The organism is Ferdinandcohnia sp. GQ5, assembly GCF_059759275.1.
In genome coordinates this window covers 420,459-438,403 of sequence record NZ_JCAXEW010000001.1, presented here as the reverse complement: position 1 = coordinate 438,403, position 17,945 = coordinate 420,459, and the positions used below count along the sequence as shown (strand labels likewise).

The 17,945-nt window shown below is 36.4% G+C and carries 20 protein-coding genes, 1 pseudogene and 1 riboswitch; of the genes and pseudogenes, 18 read left to right on the top strand and 3 right to left on the bottom strand.

Features of this window, described 5'->3' with window-relative positions; translation table 11 throughout:
- Positions 1-59: 59 nt before the first annotated feature.
- Positions 60-1,796, bottom strand: a complete 1,737-nt coding sequence (gene ade, locus AC6CHV_RS02030) for an adenine deaminase (protein WP_341331530.1) — start codon at positions 1,794-1,796, stop codon at positions 60-62.
- A 91-nt stretch (positions 1,797-1,887) separates the two neighbouring features.
- A riboswitch (purine riboswitch) is annotated at positions 1,888-1,989 on the bottom strand.
- Positions 1,990-2,267: 278 nt separating this feature from the next.
- Here ade and AC6CHV_RS02025 point away from each other — a divergent pair.
- Both AC6CHV_RS02025 and AC6CHV_RS02020 read left to right on the top strand, forming a co-directional pair.
- Positions 2,268-3,245: a S8 family serine peptidase gene (locus tag AC6CHV_RS02025; protein ID WP_121446042.1), complete on the top strand. Its 978-nt coding sequence runs from the start codon at positions 2,268-2,270 to the stop codon at positions 3,243-3,245.
- A 51-nt stretch (positions 3,246-3,296) separates the two neighbouring features.
- Positions 3,297-4,202 (top strand): endonuclease, encoded by a 906-nt coding sequence (locus AC6CHV_RS02020; RefSeq protein WP_121446043.1) that lies wholly within the window; start codon positions 3,297-3,299, stop codon positions 4,200-4,202.
- A 201-nt stretch (positions 4,203-4,403) separates the two neighbouring features.
- Here the strand turns inward: AC6CHV_RS02020 and AC6CHV_RS02015 are convergent, their stop codons facing one another.
- Positions 4,404-4,658, bottom strand: a complete 255-nt coding sequence (locus AC6CHV_RS02015; protein ID WP_246006377.1) for a PGDYG domain-containing protein — start codon at positions 4,656-4,658, stop codon at positions 4,404-4,406.
- A gap of 301 nt (positions 4,659-4,959) precedes the next feature.
- On the opposite strand from AC6CHV_RS02015, the gene AC6CHV_RS02010 reads away from it, so the two are divergent.
- Genes AC6CHV_RS02010 through AC6CHV_RS02000 form a run of 3 tightly spaced genes read left to right on the top strand, consistent with a single transcriptional unit; the run spans position 4,960 to position 6,743 of the window.
- Positions 4,960-5,283 carry a helix-turn-helix transcriptional regulator gene (locus AC6CHV_RS02010; protein WP_121446044.1) on the top strand — a complete coding sequence of 108 codons (324 nt, stop codon included), beginning with the start codon at positions 4,960-4,962 and terminating at the stop codon, positions 5,281-5,283.
- Positions 5,276-5,836 (top strand): HAAS signaling domain-containing protein, encoded by a 561-nt coding sequence (locus AC6CHV_RS02005; RefSeq protein ID WP_121446045.1) that lies wholly within the window; start codon positions 5,276-5,278, stop codon positions 5,834-5,836. Before AC6CHV_RS02010 ends, AC6CHV_RS02005 begins: the two co-directional genes overlap by 8 nt.
- Entirely contained in the window at positions 5,829-6,743 is a 915-nt protein-coding gene (locus AC6CHV_RS02000; protein WP_121446046.1) for a DUF4097 family beta strand repeat-containing protein, read from the top strand. Before AC6CHV_RS02005 ends, AC6CHV_RS02000 begins: the two co-directional genes overlap by 8 nt.
- Positions 6,744-6,834: 91 nt before the next feature.
- Here AC6CHV_RS02000 and AC6CHV_RS01995 read toward each other — a convergent pair whose 3' ends face one another.
- Positions 6,835-7,197 carry a winged helix-turn-helix transcriptional regulator gene (locus AC6CHV_RS01995; protein WP_121446047.1) on the bottom strand — a complete coding sequence of 121 codons (363 nt, stop codon included), beginning with the start codon at positions 7,195-7,197 and terminating at the stop codon, positions 6,835-6,837.
- Positions 7,198-7,365: 168 nt separating this feature from the next.
- Between AC6CHV_RS01995 and AC6CHV_RS01990 the strand changes: the two genes are divergently transcribed.
- The 13 genes and pseudogenes from AC6CHV_RS01990 to AC6CHV_RS01930 all read left to right on the top strand — a co-directional run bounded on the left by AC6CHV_RS01990 (position 7,366) and on the right by AC6CHV_RS01930 (position 17,825).
- Entirely contained in the window at positions 7,366-8,580 is a 1,215-nt protein-coding gene (locus AC6CHV_RS01990) for an MFS transporter (RefSeq protein ID WP_341331532.1), read from the top strand.
- A gap of 27 nt (positions 8,581-8,607) precedes the next feature.
- Positions 8,608-9,036, top strand: a pseudogene (locus AC6CHV_RS01985) (aldo/keto reductase); the annotation flags it as partial.
- A 135-nt stretch (positions 9,037-9,171) separates the two neighbouring features.
- Positions 9,172-12,210 (top strand): Tn3 family transposase, encoded by a 3,039-nt coding sequence (locus AC6CHV_RS01980; RefSeq protein ID WP_498077966.1) that lies wholly within the window; start codon positions 9,172-9,174, stop codon positions 12,208-12,210.
- A gap of 13 nt (positions 12,211-12,223) precedes the next feature.
- A complete protein-coding gene (locus AC6CHV_RS01975; protein WP_066418426.1) occupies positions 12,224-12,538 on the top strand; it encodes a hypothetical protein in 315 nt (104 codons plus the stop codon).
- A gap of 446 nt (positions 12,539-12,984) precedes the next feature.
- Positions 12,985-13,371, top strand: a complete 387-nt coding sequence (locus tag AC6CHV_RS01970) for a DUF302 domain-containing protein (protein ID WP_066418422.1) — start codon at positions 12,985-12,987, stop codon at positions 13,369-13,371.
- A gap of 438 nt (positions 13,372-13,809) precedes the next feature.
- Positions 13,810-14,073, top strand: coding sequence for a metal-sensitive transcriptional regulator (locus AC6CHV_RS01965; protein ID WP_066418419.1), 264 nt, complete (start codon positions 13,810-13,812; stop codon positions 14,071-14,073).
- A gap of 87 nt (positions 14,074-14,160) precedes the next feature.
- A complete protein-coding gene (locus tag AC6CHV_RS01960) occupies positions 14,161-14,640 on the top strand; it encodes a DsrE/DsrF/DrsH-like family protein (protein WP_066418416.1) in 480 nt (159 codons plus the stop codon).
- 43 nt (positions 14,641-14,683) lie between these two features.
- The gene (locus tag AC6CHV_RS01955) at positions 14,684-15,046 is read left to right on the top strand and encodes a rhodanese-like domain-containing protein (protein ID WP_121446050.1); all 363 of its coding nucleotides are present in this window, start codon (positions 14,684-14,686) and stop codon (positions 15,044-15,046) included.
- A 14-nt stretch (positions 15,047-15,060) separates the two neighbouring features.
- On the top strand, positions 15,061-15,357 hold the full coding sequence (locus AC6CHV_RS01950; protein ID WP_066418413.1) for a rhodanese-like domain-containing protein: 297 nt from the start codon (positions 15,061-15,063) through the stop codon (positions 15,355-15,357).
- A gap of 54 nt (positions 15,358-15,411) precedes the next feature.
- Positions 15,412-15,987, top strand: a complete 576-nt coding sequence (locus AC6CHV_RS01945) for a sulfurtransferase TusA family protein (RefSeq protein ID WP_066418408.1) — start codon at positions 15,412-15,414, stop codon at positions 15,985-15,987.
- An 11-nt stretch (positions 15,988-15,998) separates the two neighbouring features.
- Positions 15,999-16,247 (top strand): glutaredoxin family protein, encoded by a 249-nt coding sequence (locus tag AC6CHV_RS01940; protein WP_066418407.1) that lies wholly within the window; start codon positions 15,999-16,001, stop codon positions 16,245-16,247.
- The gene (locus AC6CHV_RS01935; protein WP_121446051.1) at positions 16,244-16,639 is read left to right on the top strand and encodes a DsrE/DsrF/DrsH-like family protein; all 396 of its coding nucleotides are present in this window, start codon (positions 16,244-16,246) and stop codon (positions 16,637-16,639) included. Before AC6CHV_RS01940 ends, AC6CHV_RS01935 begins: the two co-directional genes overlap by 4 nt.
- A 52-nt stretch (positions 16,640-16,691) precedes the next feature.
- Positions 16,692-17,825 carry an MBL fold metallo-hydrolase gene (locus tag AC6CHV_RS01930; protein ID WP_121446052.1) on the top strand — a complete coding sequence of 378 codons (1,134 nt, stop codon included), beginning with the start codon at positions 16,692-16,694 and terminating at the stop codon, positions 17,823-17,825.
- Positions 17,826-17,945 lie beyond the last annotated feature (120 nt).

Below are 17,945 nucleotides of genomic sequence, written 5' to 3'. Positions count from 1 at the left end.
TGGTACCTGACACTTTTTTTAGTTGTTCTTATTCCATATTTTCAAGGGGTTCATTAAAATTAGTTCATTTGTACTGGTATATGTGTAGATGTTTCCACATCAAATAATCCTAAATCTGTTAATTTCAAAGATGGTATTACGGGCAATGTAAGAAAGGAGAGGGTTAAAAACGGATTAAACTCACCGACAAACCCTAATTGACTTAATGACAGTTTTAATTGGTCAAGCTCCACATTCACAGTTTGTGAGTCTTTATCCGACATTAGTCCTGCTATCGGCAGGGATAAAGACGCCATAATTTGTTTGTTTTTGACAATCACTAAGCCACCATTCATGTCCTTAAGTACCTGTATCGCCACCAAAATATCACCATCATTAGTGCCTGTTGCAACAATATTATGAGAATCATGTGCGATGGTTGTAGCAATCGCCCCATCTGTAAAACCAAATCCTTTAACGACTCCTAATCCGATATTACCTGTGTTTTTATGACGCTCAATGACGACTAATTTAAGTTGGTCATTTTCTATGGATGGCTGAAAATCACCGTTTTCCACTGTAACTTGTTCCACTAGTTTGTTTGTGATCAATTGATTTGGAATAATCTCAATGATATTTGCTTTATTTCCGTTACGGAATGGGATTTGAATGTCTTTTTCATGTAACTCAGACACATGAACAGTTGACATTAACTGTGTATTTGGAACATGTTTAGCAGCTGATTTTCCAACAAAGCGACCATTCTGTGCAACAAGATTCCCAGATTTATACACTTCTGTTATTTGAATCGTCTCAAGCTGGTCCAGTAACAGGAAATCTGCGTCATAACCAGGAGCAATTGCACCTTTATCGGGGAGACGATAACATTCAGCAGCGTTTAATGTAGCCATCTGGATAGCCTGGAGAGGAGAGATCCCTTCTTCAATCGCTAACCGGATATTATGGTCAATACTTCCTTCTTCGATCAAATCATCTAAATGCTTATCATCTGTACAGAATAGACAACGACGTGCATTAGTTGGAGTGAGGACCTTTATCAGTGTTTTTAAATCCTTTGCAACAGAACCTTCACGAATTAATACATACATTCCTCGTCTTAACCGCTCTAGTGCATCCTGTGCCGTATTACATTCATGGTCGGTTTTGATACCAGCTGTTCGGTAGATATCAATCGCATTTGTATCTACTCCTGCTAAGTGGCCATCCATTAATCCATGATGTTTAGCAGTCATGACAATTTTATCAAGTATCGAATTCTCCGCGTTTTTGAGAGAAGGGAAGTCCATTACCTCAGCTAACCCCAGAACTCGTGGATGGCTGTAAAATGGTTCCAAGTCCTTAGCCTTGAGGTCTGCTCCATTATTTTCAAACGAAGTAGCAGGTACACTTGAAGGGAGCATAAGAAAAACATCAAGCGGGAGATTCTTAGAGTCCTCAATCATAAATGATAATCCTTCACTACCTGAAACATTCCCGATTTCATGAGGATCCGTAATAACGGTTGTTACGCCATGAGGAAGGACCACTTTCGCAAATTCAGAAGGGGAGACCATAGAGGATTCAATATGCACATGGCCATCAATAAAAGCAGGACATACATAGCGATTCTTCGCGTCTATGACTTGTTTACCCTCAAACTCACCAATTCCAACAAACATACCATCTGAAATCGCGACATCAGCCTCAATGATGTCAAGGTTAAACACATCTATGATTTTTCCATTCTTAATAACAAGATCTGCGGGGATTTGCTTACAAGAGACAGCTATTCTTTTCCTTACTAATTCTTTTTCCATTTTACTTCCTCCTCAATATAAACAGAAAACCCTGGGCTTTTACCCAGGGTTTGACACAGAGAAGGAAATAGAGCTTTTTGCAGGCGTACACAAAAAGCCGAACTCTTCTCGTAGTCAAACCATTTACGGTAGTTTGGTAGAAACTTATGGACCATATTTCCAAGATTATACGAGTAAATGTATGAAATTATTAGTTGATTTTATCGATAGGAATGATGAGTGTCAATGGAATATAGAAATGTTTAAAAATTAGAATTAGTCTGATGTACATATGTAATTTTAAGGATAAATAGAATTTTATCTGGGACCATCTATTCATTTTCTTAATTTTCAGTATTTTATCTTGATAAAAGTTTGTCCAGTTAGTATAATGAAACAAACGTTCCCATATCGAAGCAACAAGGAAACACAAGACAGAAGGGGAATGAAGGTAATTGTTTTGAAAACTAGATTTGAAGGAGGAGATTCATCTTGAAAAATCAGGTCAAATTATTACCGTATACCATTCAGTCAGTTGTGGATCAGGCAAATGAAACACCAGAGGGAGTTCAATTGGTACAGGCACCTTCATTATGGGAAGATAGCAGTCAGGGGGAAGGTGTTGTCGTTGCAGTGATTGATACTGGGATTGACACGTCTCATCCCGATCTGAAGGATCGGATTATTGCTGGACGGAATTTTACAAGTGATTATAAAGGAGACCCCGATGTATTTGAAGACAACAATGGTCATGGGACACATGTGTCGGGTACGATTGCGGCTAGCCTTAATAACGATGGAGTTGTAGGGATTGCTCCAAAGTCTCAAATATTAAGTTTAAAAGCTTTGACGGGAGAAGGGGCAGGTCAGTATGATTGGATCATTAATGCCATCCGCTATGCAGTAGAGTGGCAGGGACCTAACAATGAAAGAGTACGGGTAATCTCTATGTCACTAGGTGGCCCCCAAGATGTACCTGAATTACATGAGGCGATTAAACATGCAGTCAATCAAAATATTTCTGTCGTGGTGGCAGCGGGGAATGAAGGGGATTCATTAGAGGATACATTTGAGTATGCCTACCCTGGTGCTTATAACGAAGTCATCTCCGTTGGAGCCGTTAGCATGGATTTGCAGCTTGCTCCATTTTCCAATACTCATACAGAAATCGACCTTGTGGCACCGGGGGTAGATGTCGTTTCCACGTATCCGGATGATCAATACGCCAAACTAACAGGAACCTCCATGGCGGCCCCACATGTCGCGGGTGCAATTGCTTTACTTATTAATCTAAGTGAAAAAGAATTTGATCGAACACTGAGTGAAGCAGAAGTCTATGCCCAACTCATTAGACGAACCGTACCTCTCGGCCATAGAAAAAGCGCCGAAGGAAATGGATTTCTCCTCCTTAACGTTGTTGAGAAACTACATGACATGATTCCTGCTTCAAATATGAATGTGACCCCTTAGGAATAATGGCCTTCTGAACGGTTTACAAAGAAACCAGGAAAGGAGTAATCCATGAATTTTCTAAAGGAAGAAGATCCTGATTTAAAAGCCGCTTTAGTAGAGTTAACATATAACAAAAGGAGATTTGAAGACGAAAAGGAGTATTATGACGTAGAACAAGAAAAGCAGTTCATAAGTGATTATTATCGTAGTATTGATTTTAACCTTGAGGATAACAAAGAGTTATATAAACAACTAAATCAGTTAATAACGAGAACACATGTAAATCAGCTAGCTTATAATGCTAGAACCCGGGAACTTCTTTATACGCAGGTAGACCTACAAGCGGACGGAACGCTGAAGAGTATCTATTCAGGAAAGACTAAGGAACCTGAACAAGTTGTGAGAGAAGACTATGAATCTGAAGGAAAAAGACAAAAAGCCCGAGACATGTTGCTAATAAGCAACTTAAATAATGATGACTTTCAGCGGGTAGTTACGATTATTAATCAAGAAAATATGTTTAATTGTGAGCATGTAGTTCCCCAATCATGGTTTCACGAAGAAAATCCGATGAGAGGGGATCTCCATCATCTTTTTACTTGTGAAAAAGAGTGTAATTCAGCAAGATCCAATTATCCATATTTTGATTTTGTGGATTATCCACCTAATGTGGAAACGGAAGCCATTAGAGACGACTGTGGTAAATCAGAGAAGGGGAAGTTTGAGCCCGAAAGTGGGAAGGGAGAGGTTGCAAGAGCAACATTATATTTTTTATTACGATATCCGGGAGAAATTAGTCGATATACTCATGAAGATATTGAAATGTTACTAAACTGGCATCAAGTTCATGAAGTTTCTTTATATGAAAAACATCGTAACAAAGAAATATTCCTTATTCAAAAAAATAGAAATCCGTTCATCGACTTTCCGCAACTTGTTCGTAAAATTGATTTTATGTGTGGTTTAACAATGTAATCAACTAGGTTTAAGAACGAAAGGACAACCCGTTATTAGACATAAAATTTACCGATTTCAAGACACACTCCTAAAAAGGTGTGTCTTTTTTATTGTGCCAGACGGTGCTGTTCAACTTTATTCCAATTGTTGAGTTTGTTTCAAAAAAATAAGCAAAATGGAGAGAAAGACCATAATGCTTAATAATCACTACTAGTTGGGTCATGTCTTATACATTTTTGTTTTTATTAACCTAATGGATTTTCGAACAATTCTCTTGATATTCATTACTCCTTTTACTGGCTCATATTCTGCTTCAAATTGATCCCTATCACAAGGGTATTGTTCTCCGTCTTTATCTGTGATCAAATAATCTCCGGGTAGCCCCTTCATTGAACCATTCGATGTTTCAATCGTAATCGGTCCAGTAAGCTTTACAGCCTCAACAACAATGGGCTTTTTCCTATACTTAGGCATGAGCATCAACTCCTTTTCCTTACAGCCTATGCAAAAACAGTCCAAGATGTATAGGCGCTGGGACACAGGGACAGGTCCCTTGTCCCAGAACACACTAGCCAAGACGCAAACATTCGATTCTGTCTTTGCTTTTTTGGGTTTGTCTAAAATGCATAAAGCTAATCTCCACGACAGTACCTTGCAATGTATAGTAGATGGTGTTATATTGTACTCAATGGCTATATTTTATGACTAGGTACTGTACATTACATAGTAGTGTATGTTGTCGTATAGAAAATGGTAAAGAGTTGAGGTGACTGCATTGAACGTTCAATTTAAAAAGGGTGTTTTAGAACTATGTGTGCTTGTATTGCTGGATAAGAAAGATCGATATGGGTATGAGCTTGTACAGAAGATTTCCAACCAAATTGAAATCTCAGAAGGAACGGTTTATCCATTATTAAGAAGGTTAACAAAGGAAGAATATTTTACAACATATCTTCAAGAATCCAGTGAAGGACCTTCCAGAAAGTATTATAGACTGACAGATAAAGGACGGACATACTTGCACCAATTAGTAGGAGAGTGGAAGGAGTTCTCGGAAGGAGTCAACCAGTTAATTAAGGAGGGGATCAACCATGAATAAAAACCAGTTTTTATCAGAAATAGAGAGGCATCTAAGTCGGCTACCAAATGATGAAAAAGACGATATTTTACAAGATTATGAGGAGTATTTCTCAATTGGTATAGAGGAAGGAAAAACGGAAACTGAAATTGCAACTTCCTTAGGTTCACCTAAACAATTGGCAAAAGAATTATTGGCCAATTATCATATAGAGAAAATGGAAACAACGACAACTACTCGAAATATGTTCAGGGCCGTATGGGCAGTGATTGGTCTAGGCTTTGTTAATTTAGTTATTGTGCTTGGTCCATTTCTTGTCGTACTTTCCTTTTTACTGGCTGGTTGGATAACAGGAGTAGCAGGGGTGTTGAGTCCATTGTTAGTAATCGTAAATACCATCGTCAATCCTGACATTTTTGAATGGTATGATGTATTCTTTTCCCTTGCATTTTGTGGAATTGGTTTATTCATATTGATCGGAATGTATTATGCATCGAATGGTGTGAAAAATGTATTTCTACGCTATTTGAAATTTAATTTATCTATTGTGAAAGGTGGGACCAATCATGGTTAAAAAATTATCGTTCATAGCCCTATTGTTAGTCATTATAGGTGGAATCGGTAGTGCTGTGACATATGGTTCGATAAATAAGGAAGTTACGATCCATGAAACCAAACCAATTGAAAATGAGATGATCAAATCCATTCAAGTAAATGTAGATAGCACTGATATCGAGCTCATTCCTGTCCCCACCATGGAAAAAGCTAGGGTTGAACTCGTTGGTAGAGGTGCAGAAAAACAGATTCAAAAATTTTCAGTAGAAGAAGATGGTCAAACTCTCTCCATTTCTTTGCAATCTAAAAATGAAAAATGGTTTAATTTTAATTTCTATATCCCCGCGTTGACATTAAAAATATTTGCACCCGATAAGATGTATCAACAGGTTAACATAAAAGGATTCTCATCAGATATATTGGTGGAAGACCTTCAGTCAACAAAAATAAACTTATCATCGGATAGTGGAGATGTGAAACTAGAGAATATAACTTCTAAGGAAATGGCAGTCAAAACATTTTCTGGTGACATCCACATGGAAAAAGTTCAAGGTGCTATTGAAACGAAAACGGACAGTGGTGATCTATATGTCCAGGATGCTCCTGTTACATCATTTGGCGCCATTACGTTCTCCGGTGATATTAAATTAAATAAGATAAATGGTGCTTTGAATACAAAAACAGACAGTGGAGACGTCTTTATATCAACTAGTGAGATTTCTAAAGGCATTTTTAGTAAAACATTCAGTGGTGATATTAAAATTGAGACAGAAAAAGAACCAACCGACGTTCAATTTGAAGTAAGTACGTTCTCCGGAGACGTTAATTTATTTGATAAGTATCAGAATAATGCCCTTGTTGGAAAAGGAATAGTTTTAATTCAACTAGAAACAGACAGTGGAGATATTACAGCAACTAATAAATAGACTTTTACCTTTTAAAAAATTCAAAAGCCGATCATACTAGTTTGACATTAAGACTAGTATGATCGGCTTTTTTGTTTACTCTGAAATCAAATTAGTTATTTAAAATGTTTTCCTCTAAAACCTCTGATTTATCACCATAAACTTTAACAATATGCGTTTCTCCCCACGCACATAATGAATCTAAGATGTGTTCTAAACTTTTTCCATATTCACTTAATTGGTATTCCACTTTTGGTGGGACTTGATTATAAACTATCCGATCTATGACTCCATCTTCTTCAAGTTCCCTTAATTGTTGTGTAAGCATTTTTTGAGTGATATTCGGCATGAGTCGTTTTAATTCGCTCGTCCTTTTTTTCCCGTGTGTAAGATGGCAAAGGATCACGCATTTCCACTTACCACCGATTACCTCTAGTGTTGCTTCAACAGATATATTGTATTTCTTTTTTTCCATCTTTTATTCCTCCTGCCTATAGGTACTAAAAAGTACCTATAATACTTTTTGGTGTCTATATTACAAAAAAGTGCGTACTTTTCATTTTAAAACCTATCACACATAATAGCATTTGTCGGCCGAACAGACTAGTTATTTATTACAGAAGAACAAAGAGGAGGATACATCGTGGCTAAAGGAAACACATCAAGCACACTTGCATTACTTGCTTTAGCAGTTAGTGCTTTCGCGATAGGCACAACTGAATTTATCAGCGTTGGTTTATTACCACTTATCGCTGCGGATCTAAATATTCCAGTAACCACAGCCGGGTTAACTGTATCGATATATGCTTTAGGGGTAACATTTGGGGCTCCTATTTTAACGTCCCTAACATCAAAAATGTCTCGTAAGACGCTCTTACTTTGGATCATGATTGTATTTATTATTGGCAATAGCCTTGCTGCTGTTTCAACTACAATCGGATTATTACTAGTGGCACGAGTCATATCTGCGTTTTCTCATGGTGTTTTTATGTCAATCGGTTCTACAATAGCTGCTGATTTAGTTCCTGAAAATCGTAGAGCGAGTGCCATATCCATTATGTTTACCGGACTTACAATTGCGACTGTTACCGGTGTTCCGTTTGGGACTTTTATTGGACAACAACTCGGGTGGAGAGCAGCATTTCTCGTAATTATTATTACTGGTATCATTGCTTTGATTGCAAATAGCATTTTAGTGCCATCCAATCTGCGAAAAGGTGTAAAAACAACCTTTCGAGATCAACTTAAGCTCGTAAAAAATGGTCGTTTATTACTTATCTTCATTATTACCGCTTTAGGGTATGGTGGAACATTTGTTGTTTTCACTTTCTTATCACCATTACTCCAAAATATTACGGGATATAAAGAAGAATCTGTTGCTCTTATTTTACTCATTTATGGGGTTGCTATTGCAATAGGGAATATGATTGGAGGAAAACTGTCAAATCATAATCCAGTTCGCGCATTGTTTTATATGTTTATTGTACAAGCAGTCGTATTATTTATTTTGATGTTCACAGCTCCATTTAAAATTGCAGGGCTACTTACGATCCTATTAATGGGGATATTTGCCTTCATGAATGTGCCAGGGTTACAAGTTTATGTTGTCATGCTAGCAGAGCGTTTTGTCCCAAGTGCAGTTGACGTAGCATCTGCAATAAATATTGCAGCATTTAACGCAGGGATTGCGATCGGCTCCTATTTAGGTGGGTTAATAACTGATTCAATCGGATTGATTCACACCTCGTGGATTGGTGCGTTGATGGTATTAATTGCTGCTGTCCTAACAGGTATAAGTGCAGCTTTAGAACGAAAAGATCAAATAAATATAACAAAAATTAATAGTCTTAGTAACTAAAAAAATATTATTCGGAGGTTTTATAAAATGGCTAAACATTTACAAGATACAACTACTTTGCATAATGGTGTAAAAATGCCTTGGTTTGGTATTGGGGTTTTTAAAGTAGAAGAGGGACCTGAATTAATCAATTCAGTAAAAACGGCAATAAAAAATGGGTATCGAAGTGTTGATACAGCGGCGATTTATAGGAACGAAGAAGGTGTTGGAAAAGGGATTCAAGAAGGTCTAAAAGAAGCACAGATTTCTCGAGAAGAACTATTTGTAACATCTAAAGTTTGGAATGCAGATCTAGGATACGAATCAACACTTGCTTCTTATGAGACAAGTATTAAGAAACTTGGATTAGAGTATTTAGATTTATACCTCATTCACTGGCCTGTTGAAGGAAAATTTAAAGAAGCTTGGAGAGCTCTAGAAACTCTATACAAAGAAGGGCGCGTAAAAGCAATAGGGGGTACGGAAACGATTCGCACATTGAGGGGCCACTATGGAAAATAATGGATAATTTAACCGAACCTATCAAAACGATAGGTTTTTATTTATTATAAAATAGGGAATCTAAAAATTCAGATAAAGGTGGGATATGATTTGCCAAGTATTCAGGATACCATATACCCCAGATTTAAGAGTAATCTGACCGAGAAAGATTTGGAAGAAGTGTACACCCCAGTGATGAATGAAATAGAATGGGCAGAGGTTAAGTCTAAAGGCACTTTGCAGGAATTAGCCTTACTTGTTTTAATCAAAACCGTACAGAAGCTTGGATTTTTTATCCGTATTGTCGATGTTCCAGAAGCCATTATCAGACATATTGCGAAAAAAGCATACTTGCCTTTGCCTGCGAAAGAAGAGTGGAAAACGTATAGTGAAACAAGAACTGCCAAACGGCATTTTCGCTTTGTTCGGGATTACCTTCAGCTTCGGCCATTTGATCATGAGGCCCATCAAATTTTGATTGATACAATGAGCAAACTAGCATTTAACAAGGATGACCCGGCCGATCTAGTTAATGCTGCCATTGAAGAATTAATCCGTCAACGATACGAATTACCTGTCTATAATACCTTAAAAGATGCAGCCAATGATGTTCGAACTAAATCATATCGTGCCATCTATCATCAGATTGATCATGCACTAAATGATGAACAAAAAAAGAATATAGATCACCTTTTTCAGGTACCCGAGGGCACTGCTTACAGTCCTTGGAATGAACTGAAGGAGGACGCGAAAAGAGCTACTTTATTACACCTCAACAATTTAATTGTACGTCGGAATTGGTTAATAAACCAGCACATTCCGACCGATTTCCTTGAAGATATTCCTTATATCAAAGTAAAACAAATGGCAGCTGAAGCCAAAACGTTAGGTGCCTCTCGTATGATGGAAATGGAGTCTAAAAAAAGATATGCGCTTGCGCTTTCCTTTGTATCAATGCAATTGTCAAAAATATTAGATGATATTGGAGAAATGCTCATTAAAAGGATGATGAGCATTCATAAAAAAGGCCGTCAACGTTTAAAGGATCATAAAGAAAAAACACAAAAACGTACGGATTCGTTAATATCAACCCTCCAGGAATTACTACTTGCTTATCAAACGGAAGGCAGCCCTGAAGAAAAAATTCAGGAGATGCAAAAGGTACTCCAAGAGCAAGAAGCGCAAGTGTTACAAGATTGCGAAAACCATTTAGCCCTTAGTGGAGACAACTATTATCTATTCCTATGGCAATTCTATAAAAGCCACCGAGCTACATTATTTAAAATTCTTAAATCCATTCCACTTCGTTCAACAACACAAGATAAAGCATTGGAAGAGGCGATTTCTTTTCTCCTCTCTCATCAATATACGAAAAAGGAATACATATCAATTGTTCATATTGAAAAGAATGGAAAGTTGCGAAAGGACTGGGATATAACATCTTTATTAGACTTGTCTTGGATTCCTGATTCCTGGTGGCGATGGCTTAGTCCTAAAAAGAAGAAGGAAAAAATGCCTGATGAAATCAATCGCCGTCACTTTGAAGTATGCGTCTTGTCGCAAATTATGCTAGAGCTAAAAGCAGGAGACTTATATATAGAAGGAAGTGAAAAATATGCAGATTACCGAAAGCAGCTTATTACATGGAAAGACTATGAGGAGAATTTAGCCGATTTTTGCAAGCATGTAAATTTGCCTGTTTCTGGAACTGATTTCGTTAGAAAGACACAGCAAGATTTTAAACAAGTTACAAGCCAAACAGATCAATCCTTTCCTCACAATGAACAGGTACGAATTGAAAATGGCGAAGTTGTGATTGGAAAGTTAAAGAAGAAAAAAATCCCCACTGAATTAAAGAAGTTTGAAGGATATATAGCCGAAAACTTAGAACCAATCAATGTACTGGATATGTTGGCCGATACTGAATACTGGTTAAATTGGACCCGTTTTTTTGGTCCCATTTCAGGACATGAAGCGAAATTAGACAATGCCGTTGAACGGTATATTACAAATGCCTTTTGCTATGGTTGTAATTTAGGACCGACTCAAGCAGCTCGATCAATAGGAAGTCTAGACAGAAAACAAATAGCTTGGATTAATCAACGTCATGTAACTATAGAAAACCTAGACAAAGCGATTCAATATATTATTATTGCCTATAACCAATTCGATCTTCCAAAATATTGGGGTGATGGAAAGAGAGCTTCAGCCGATGGAACCAAATGGGATTTATATGAGCAAAATCTTTTATCCGAAAACCATATTCGCTATGGAGGATATGGCGGAATTGGCTATTATCATGTTTCGGATACCTATATTGCTTTATTCAGCAATTTTATTCCTTGCGGAGTATGGGAAGGGATTCATATTTTAGATATTTTGATGAATGATAAAGCCGAAATTCGACCTGAAATTCTCCATTCAGATACTCAAGGACAGAGTACAACGGTCTTTGGGCTTTCTTCTTTACTAGGTATTCAGTTAATGCCCAGAATTCGTAATTGGAAAGATTTAAAATTATTTCGTCCTTGTAAAGAAGAGGTATATGAGCATATTGATGATCTTTTTTCAGGAGAAATCGATTGGGAGCTCATTGAGACTCATTATCCGGATATGATTAGAGTTGCTATGTCGATCCAGTCAGGTAAAATTACCCCATCTACCATTCTTAATAAACTAGGTACATACAGCAAAAAGAATAAGCTGTATCAGGCGTTTCGCGAGCTTGGAAGAGTGATACGAACGATGTTTTTATTAAAATATATGGCTGACGAGGAACTGAGAGGAACGATTCAAGCAGCTACCAATAAAAGTGAAGCTTTTAATGGGTTTACCAAGTGGCTATTCTTTGGTGGCGAAGGGATTATCGCTGAGAATGACAGGGAAAAACAGCGTAAGGTCATTAAATATAACCACCTAGTGGCCAATTGTCTTATCTTTTATAATGTGTTCTCTTTATCTCGTATTCTCCATGACTACATGCAAGACGGAAATGATTATGATGAAGAGCTGATTTCCTATTTAAGCCCCTATGTTACAGCTCACGTCAATCGATTCGGCAAATACCGCATTGATCTAAACCGTAAACCTCCTAATCTTCCGTTTGAGGTGCCTGTAGCAAGGGAAAAAAGTATGCATTTAACAAGGTGAAGGAGTGACCTTAATGCTAGTTATTGATAAAATTCGCTGGATGATGAACCGAAGAGATTCAAGATGGTGGGAAGAAGACTCGTGGGAGATTTATACGAAACTTCGTAATGATATGTATGATACGATGGACTTCCTAAACACCTGTTCAACCCTAGAGTTACAGACTATTGAATGGGAACTTAATGACTTAATGGACGATTTTGGCGATGAAAATGGCGAAGGAGAATTTATTGACTTTCTTGAAAACCTCGGAGAAAGGAAATCTGATAGCTTGCTAGAATCTGTTAGAGAGTTCAAAGTTAATAAAAAAGAAGAAGCTGTTGATTAGCAGAATTGAATGTTAGTTTGTTCCGCAATCGGCCCAAATTAATGAGGAACGCTTTAAAGGCTATAAGGTATTTATGGTAAAGTAAATTATAAATATTATTTTCACTTGATTGCACGAAACTGTCAATAGCCTACCAACTGTTTATGCTGTTGATATTGAACCTAAGATGTTGGAGTTATTAAAGGAAAGATCAGATCAGGAAAAACGCCAAATTATTTAATATATCTAAAGTGATTTGGAAAACATACAGCTAAAAGACCATAGTGCAAACAAAGTAATCATGACATTTGTTATAAATAAAATACCTGATATGAAAAAAAGCATTTGGTGAATGTAAGAGAATTCTAAAAGCAAATTAATTTTAGCAATTCTAAATGTTATTTCTTTGAAACGAGCGATTAAGTTATTTCAATTGATATGAAATAGACTCAGGGAGGAAGATAATTATGTTTGATTATACGGCTGTTACAGATAAAAATATGGAAAAAGCAATTAAAAGTCTGGAGGAAAGCTTAAAAGAAGAAAAATTTGGTGTTTTATGGAGTTTTGATCTTAAGAAAAAGTTCCAGGAAAAGGGTCTAGAATTCCATAAAGAGTTTAAAGTGCTCGAAGTATGCAACCCACATGAAGCACAGAGAGTGTTAAATGAAAACGAAATGGCTGGATACTTCTTGCCTTGTAAAATAGTTGTTTATGATGACAACCATGGAAAAACGAAAATTGGGATGCCCAAACCAACAGCACTCATTAGTCTTCTGAATGATGAAAAGATGAAACAATTTGCTCAGGATATTGAAGATCGGCTAATTAGTTGTATAAATAGTAGTATTTAAATTAGTAACAATAGTTCTATATAAAAAATAATAAAATAAGCCTCGAATATCGATGCTATTTTATTTTCTTTGAAAAGGAAACACCTATTCCTCAGTAGACGGCATTTATCAACCACTTTCAATATGTATTGATCTACCCACTCTATTATTTAATCTAGTTGACATTATACCCATATGGGTATAATATAGTACTTGTTAATGTTGTTCCTTTTATCGACAAAGGAACAATCAATATTCCAACTGCCTATCTTAAGAGAAACTTTAATGAAATTCCAAACATGTAGTTGTATCAGGCATACTCGAAAAAATTATTGGAATTCACTTTTTAAGACAAAGGGGTTTTCGGGTCGTCGGATATAGAATAGCTGATCATAACAAATTACCCTTTAAGGAAAACTTTTTAAAAATAGAAACGAATGGTTAAAGGGAGGTAAGGACATGGATTATAATGATCAAATTAAAAATAGAGTAAAACGGGTTGAAGGACAGTTAAGAGGAATTTTAAGAATGATGGAAGAAAATAAGGACTGCAAAGAAGTCATCACCCAGTTATCTGCAGCAAGAACAGCCATTGATCGTACAATTGGGGTTGTGGTTAGTTCTAATTTAGTGGATTGTGTACGTTATGCAGAGCAAAGTGGTGAAAAGAATACTGAAGAACTAGTAAGAGAAGCCGTAAATCTGCTTGTGAAAAATAGATAAAAAAAAGGGTTGACACCCTCTTTTATTTTAGTTATTATCATACCCATAGGGGTATTAGTAAAATATTAACTGAGGAGTGATAAAATAATGACAGAAAACAAAAAAACAACAATTGTATTATTTAGTGGAGATTATGATAAAGCAATGGCAGCGTATATTATTGCAAACGGTGCAGCTGCCTATGATCACGAAGTAACCATTTTCCATACATTCTGGGGATTAAATGCTTTACGAAAAGATGAGAATATTGAAGTAAAAAAAGGTTTCATGGAAAAAATGTTTGGAAAAATGATGCCAAGAGGCGCAGATAAGATGGGGCTATCCAAAATGCACTTTGCAGGTTTCGGTCCTAAAATGATTAAAGATGTGATGAAAAAACATAATGCAATGCCACTACCAAATTTGATCGAAATGGCAAAAGAGCAAGATATAAAGCTTGTTGCGTGTACGATGACAATGGATTTATTAGGGCTACAAAAAGAAGAGCTTTTGGATAATATCGAATATGCAGGGGTTGCTGCGTATTTAGCTGATGCAGAAGATGGTAACGTGAACTTATTTATCTAAATCAGTTAGGGGAAATTTCCCGTTCATGAAGGAGGGACTAGGTTTGGAATATCTAAATTATTTAGTGATTGCACTTTTTCTATTCTTTATCATAAATCGAATAATCCCGGCCAAAGGTGTTAGACAGATTTCAACATCAGATCTAAAAAATGAATTAAAAGATAAGAATAAACAATTTGTCGATGTCCGAACTCCAGGGGAATTTAAGGGGAATAGTATTAGAGGATTTAAAAATCTCCCAATTCATCAGCTTGCACAAAAAGCAGAGAAGGAGCTGACAAAAGACAAAGAAGTAATTGTCATTTGTCAAAGTGGAATGAGAAGTCAAAAGGCTAGTAAAATGCTTAAAAAATTAGGATTTACAAAAGTGACGAATGTAAAGGGCGGTATGAGCGCCTGGAGATAAAGGGAGGAAAAAGAATGAAGCAATTAACTGCAAAAGAAGTAGAAATTTTACTGTTAGAAGGTAAACCATTAAACTTAATTGATGTTCGTGAAGTAGATGAAGTTGAGACTGGAAAAATTCCAGGAGCCATTCATATTCCACTAGGATTATTAGAATTCCGAATGCATGAATTAAGTAAGGCTAAAGAATATATCATGGTTTGTCGGTCTGGTGCACGAAGTGCTCGGGCATCTCAATTTCTTGAAAGTCATGGATTTAATGTGATTAATATGTCAGGCGGGATGCTTGCATGGGAAGGCGAAACTAAGTAAATTTTTTTAATTAATAAAATACCCATCAGGGTAAAAATAGGAGGCTTTTATATTATGGAATCATTAAAAACAGACTTTTTATTAGATGCAAAAGGGTTTGCTTGCCCAATGCCAATCGTGAAAACAAAAAAGGCAATGAATGATTTACAAGCTGGTCAGGTCTTGGAAGTTCAAGCCACAGATAAAGGGTCAAAAGCTGATATTCAAGCTTGGGCGAACAGTGCTGGTCATCAGTATCTTGGGACAATCGAAGAAGGAGAAGTACTAAAACATTATCTAAGAAAATCATCTAATGATGGTTTAATTGAAAGAAAACATCCTAATGTAACTAGCAATGAAGAACTTGAAAAGAAGCTAGATGCTAATGAAAACATCGTGGTTCTTGATGTAAGAGAATCAGCTGAATATGCATTTAACCATATTCCTAATGCTATTTCTATTCCTTTAGGAGAACTGGAAGAGCGTCTAAGCGAATTAAACACAGATGATGAAATTTATGTGGTATGCCGAACAGGAAACCGCAGTGATCTTGCTTCTCAAAAATTAGCTGAAAAGGGTTTTGCTAATGTGGTTAATATAGTTCCAGGCATGAGTGCTTGGACAGGAAAGAAGGAAACTTTAAGCAAATAGGAGGTATTAATATGAACACAGTGACAGTCTATACTACCACACGTTGCCCATATTGTGTTATGCTAAAGAACTTTTTAGTAGATCAAAATATTCCTTTCAAAGAGATAAATGTTGAAACCAAACCAGAGATAATGAACCAACTTGTAAACGAAACAGGGCAAATGGGAGTGCCTCAAACAGAAGTTAATGGTAAGTGGGTTGTTGGCTTTGATCCAAATAATATTATGTTGGCATTAAAAACTGGGAGGAATGAGGAATGAGTAAAAAAGTAGCAATCATCGCAAGTAATGGTGGATTATTTGATGCATATAAAGTGTTTAATATCGCAACAGCAGCTGCTGCGACAGATCAAGAAGTAGCTATTTTCTTTACATTTGAAGGATTAAACTTAATTCATAAAGATGCATACAAGCAACTTCCTATGCCAGAGGGTAAAGAACACTTTGCAGAGGGATTTGCTAAGGCTAATGTTCCATCTATTCCAGAACTGGTGGAGATGGCTTTGGAAATGGGTGTTAAGTTTATTGGATGTCAAATGACAATGGATGTTATGGGATTAGAAAAAGAAGCTTTTGTAGAGGGCATTGAAGTCGGTGGAGCAGTAACATTTTTAGAGTTTGCAAAAGACTCTGATGTAACATTAACATTCTAATCAACTTACAAAAAAATTTTAACCAAAATAATACCTATGGGGGTAATTAAAAATGGCAGTACGTAAACTGGTAGCAAAAGAAGTAACGGATAAGGTGTTAAATAAAGAAAACTTATTTATTTTAGATGTTCGTAATGTGAGTGATTTTAACGATTGGAAAATTGAAGGTGAAAACTTCGAGTATTTAAATATTCCATATTTTGAATTACTTGATGGAGTCGAAGGGATTTTGTCAAAACTTCCATCAGATAAAGAAATTTTAGTCGTATGTGCAAAAGAAGGTTCATCTATGATGGTAGCGGAAATGCTTTCTGATGAAGGGATTGATACAGCTTACTTAAGCGGTGGAATGAAGTCCTGGAGTGAGCATTTATATAAAGCAAAAGTTTACGAAGATGAAGATATAAAAGTTTATCAATTTGTACGCGTAGGAAAAGGTTGTTTATCTTATATGGTTGTTTCAGATGATGAAGCATTAATTGTAGATCCAGCACGTTTTGTGGATGAGTATATTGAAGCTGCAAAAAAAGAGGGAGCAAAAATAACTCATATTGTTGATTCACATCTACATGCAGATCACATTTCCGGCGGTAAAGAATTAGCAGATAAAACAGGTGCTTCGTACTACCTTATGAAAAGTGAAGGGGCAATCTTTGATTTCAAACCGTTTGAAGAACACGAGAAAATTGAATTTAAAAATATTGAATTAGAAGTGCTTGCAGTGAAAACACCTGGACACACACCAGGAAGTGTATCATTTTTTGTAAACAAAAAATTATTATTCTCTGGTGATACTATTTTCGTAAGCGGGCTAGGCCGTCCTGACTTAGGAAATAAAGTAAGAGAATGGGCAAACGACTTATATAACACTGTGTTTAATAAAGTATCTGAAATTGCAGATGATGTGATCGTATTGCCAGCACATTATGCTGACTTTGACGAAGAGCTGAATGCAGAAGGTTACATTGGCGATACTTTAGGTAACATCCGTACCCGTAATGAGAAAATGTTCAATGCAACAAGAGAGGATTTCTTAAACGATGTTGAAAAATCAGCAAGTTCTGTAAAACCACCTAACTTTGAAGAAATTATTATGATTAACCGTGGTGTTCAAGAAGCCGATGTTGAAAGAAAGCAAGAATTAGAAATTGGTCCAAACCGTTGTGCAGTCCATCATACGGACTGATCTTCATATGCATGTCATGCGCTTAAGAGGACTCCTGTAATGAAGGACAGAGTTCGGGTACAGTTAAGAGAAAATTTCACAGTCAAGTTTAACAAAATTCAAAAATATGGAGGGTACAAG

Bases quoted from the DNA above. Each gene is read 5' to 3' on its own strand.
- ade (WP_341331530.1), bottom strand. From the start codon at position 1,796: ATGGAAAAAGAATTAGTAAGGAAAAGAATAGCTGTCTCTTGTAAGCAA.
- AC6CHV_RS02020 (WP_121446043.1), top strand. From the start codon at position 3,297: ATGAATTTTCTAAAGGAAGAAGATCCTGATTTAAAAGCCGCTTTAGTA.
- AC6CHV_RS02015 (WP_246006377.1), bottom strand. From the start codon at position 4,658: ATGCCTAAGTATAGGAAAAAGCCCATTGTTGTTGAGGCTGTAAAGCTT.
- AC6CHV_RS02005 (WP_121446045.1), top strand. From the start codon at position 5,276: ATGAATAAAAACCAGTTTTTATCAGAAATAGAGAGGCATCTAAGTCGG.
- AC6CHV_RS02000 (WP_121446046.1), top strand. From the start codon at position 5,829: ATGGTTAAAAAATTATCGTTCATAGCCCTATTGTTAGTCATTATAGGT.
- AC6CHV_RS01995 (WP_121446047.1), bottom strand. From the start codon at position 7,197: ATGGAAAAAAAGAAATACAATATATCTGTTGAAGCAACACTAGAGGTA.
- AC6CHV_RS01975 (WP_066418426.1), top strand. From the start codon at position 12,224: ATGCTAGTTATTGATAAAATTCGCTGGATGATGAACCGAAGAGATTCA.
- AC6CHV_RS01970 (WP_066418422.1), top strand. From the start codon at position 12,985: ATGTTTGATTATACGGCTGTTACAGATAAAAATATGGAAAAAGCAATT.
- AC6CHV_RS01965 (WP_066418419.1), top strand. From the start codon at position 13,810: ATGGATTATAATGATCAAATTAAAAATAGAGTAAAACGGGTTGAAGGA.
- AC6CHV_RS01960 (WP_066418416.1), top strand. From the start codon at position 14,161: ATGACAGAAAACAAAAAAACAACAATTGTATTATTTAGTGGAGATTAT.
- AC6CHV_RS01950 (WP_066418413.1), top strand. From the start codon at position 15,061: ATGAAGCAATTAACTGCAAAAGAAGTAGAAATTTTACTGTTAGAAGGT.
- AC6CHV_RS01945 (WP_066418408.1), top strand. From the start codon at position 15,412: ATGGAATCATTAAAAACAGACTTTTTATTAGATGCAAAAGGGTTTGCT.
- AC6CHV_RS01940 (WP_066418407.1), top strand. From the start codon at position 15,999: ATGAACACAGTGACAGTCTATACTACCACACGTTGCCCATATTGTGTT.
- AC6CHV_RS01935 (WP_121446051.1), top strand. From the start codon at position 16,244: ATGAGTAAAAAAGTAGCAATCATCGCAAGTAATGGTGGATTATTTGAT.
- AC6CHV_RS01930 (WP_121446052.1), top strand. From the start codon at position 16,692: ATGGCAGTACGTAAACTGGTAGCAAAAGAAGTAACGGATAAGGTGTTA.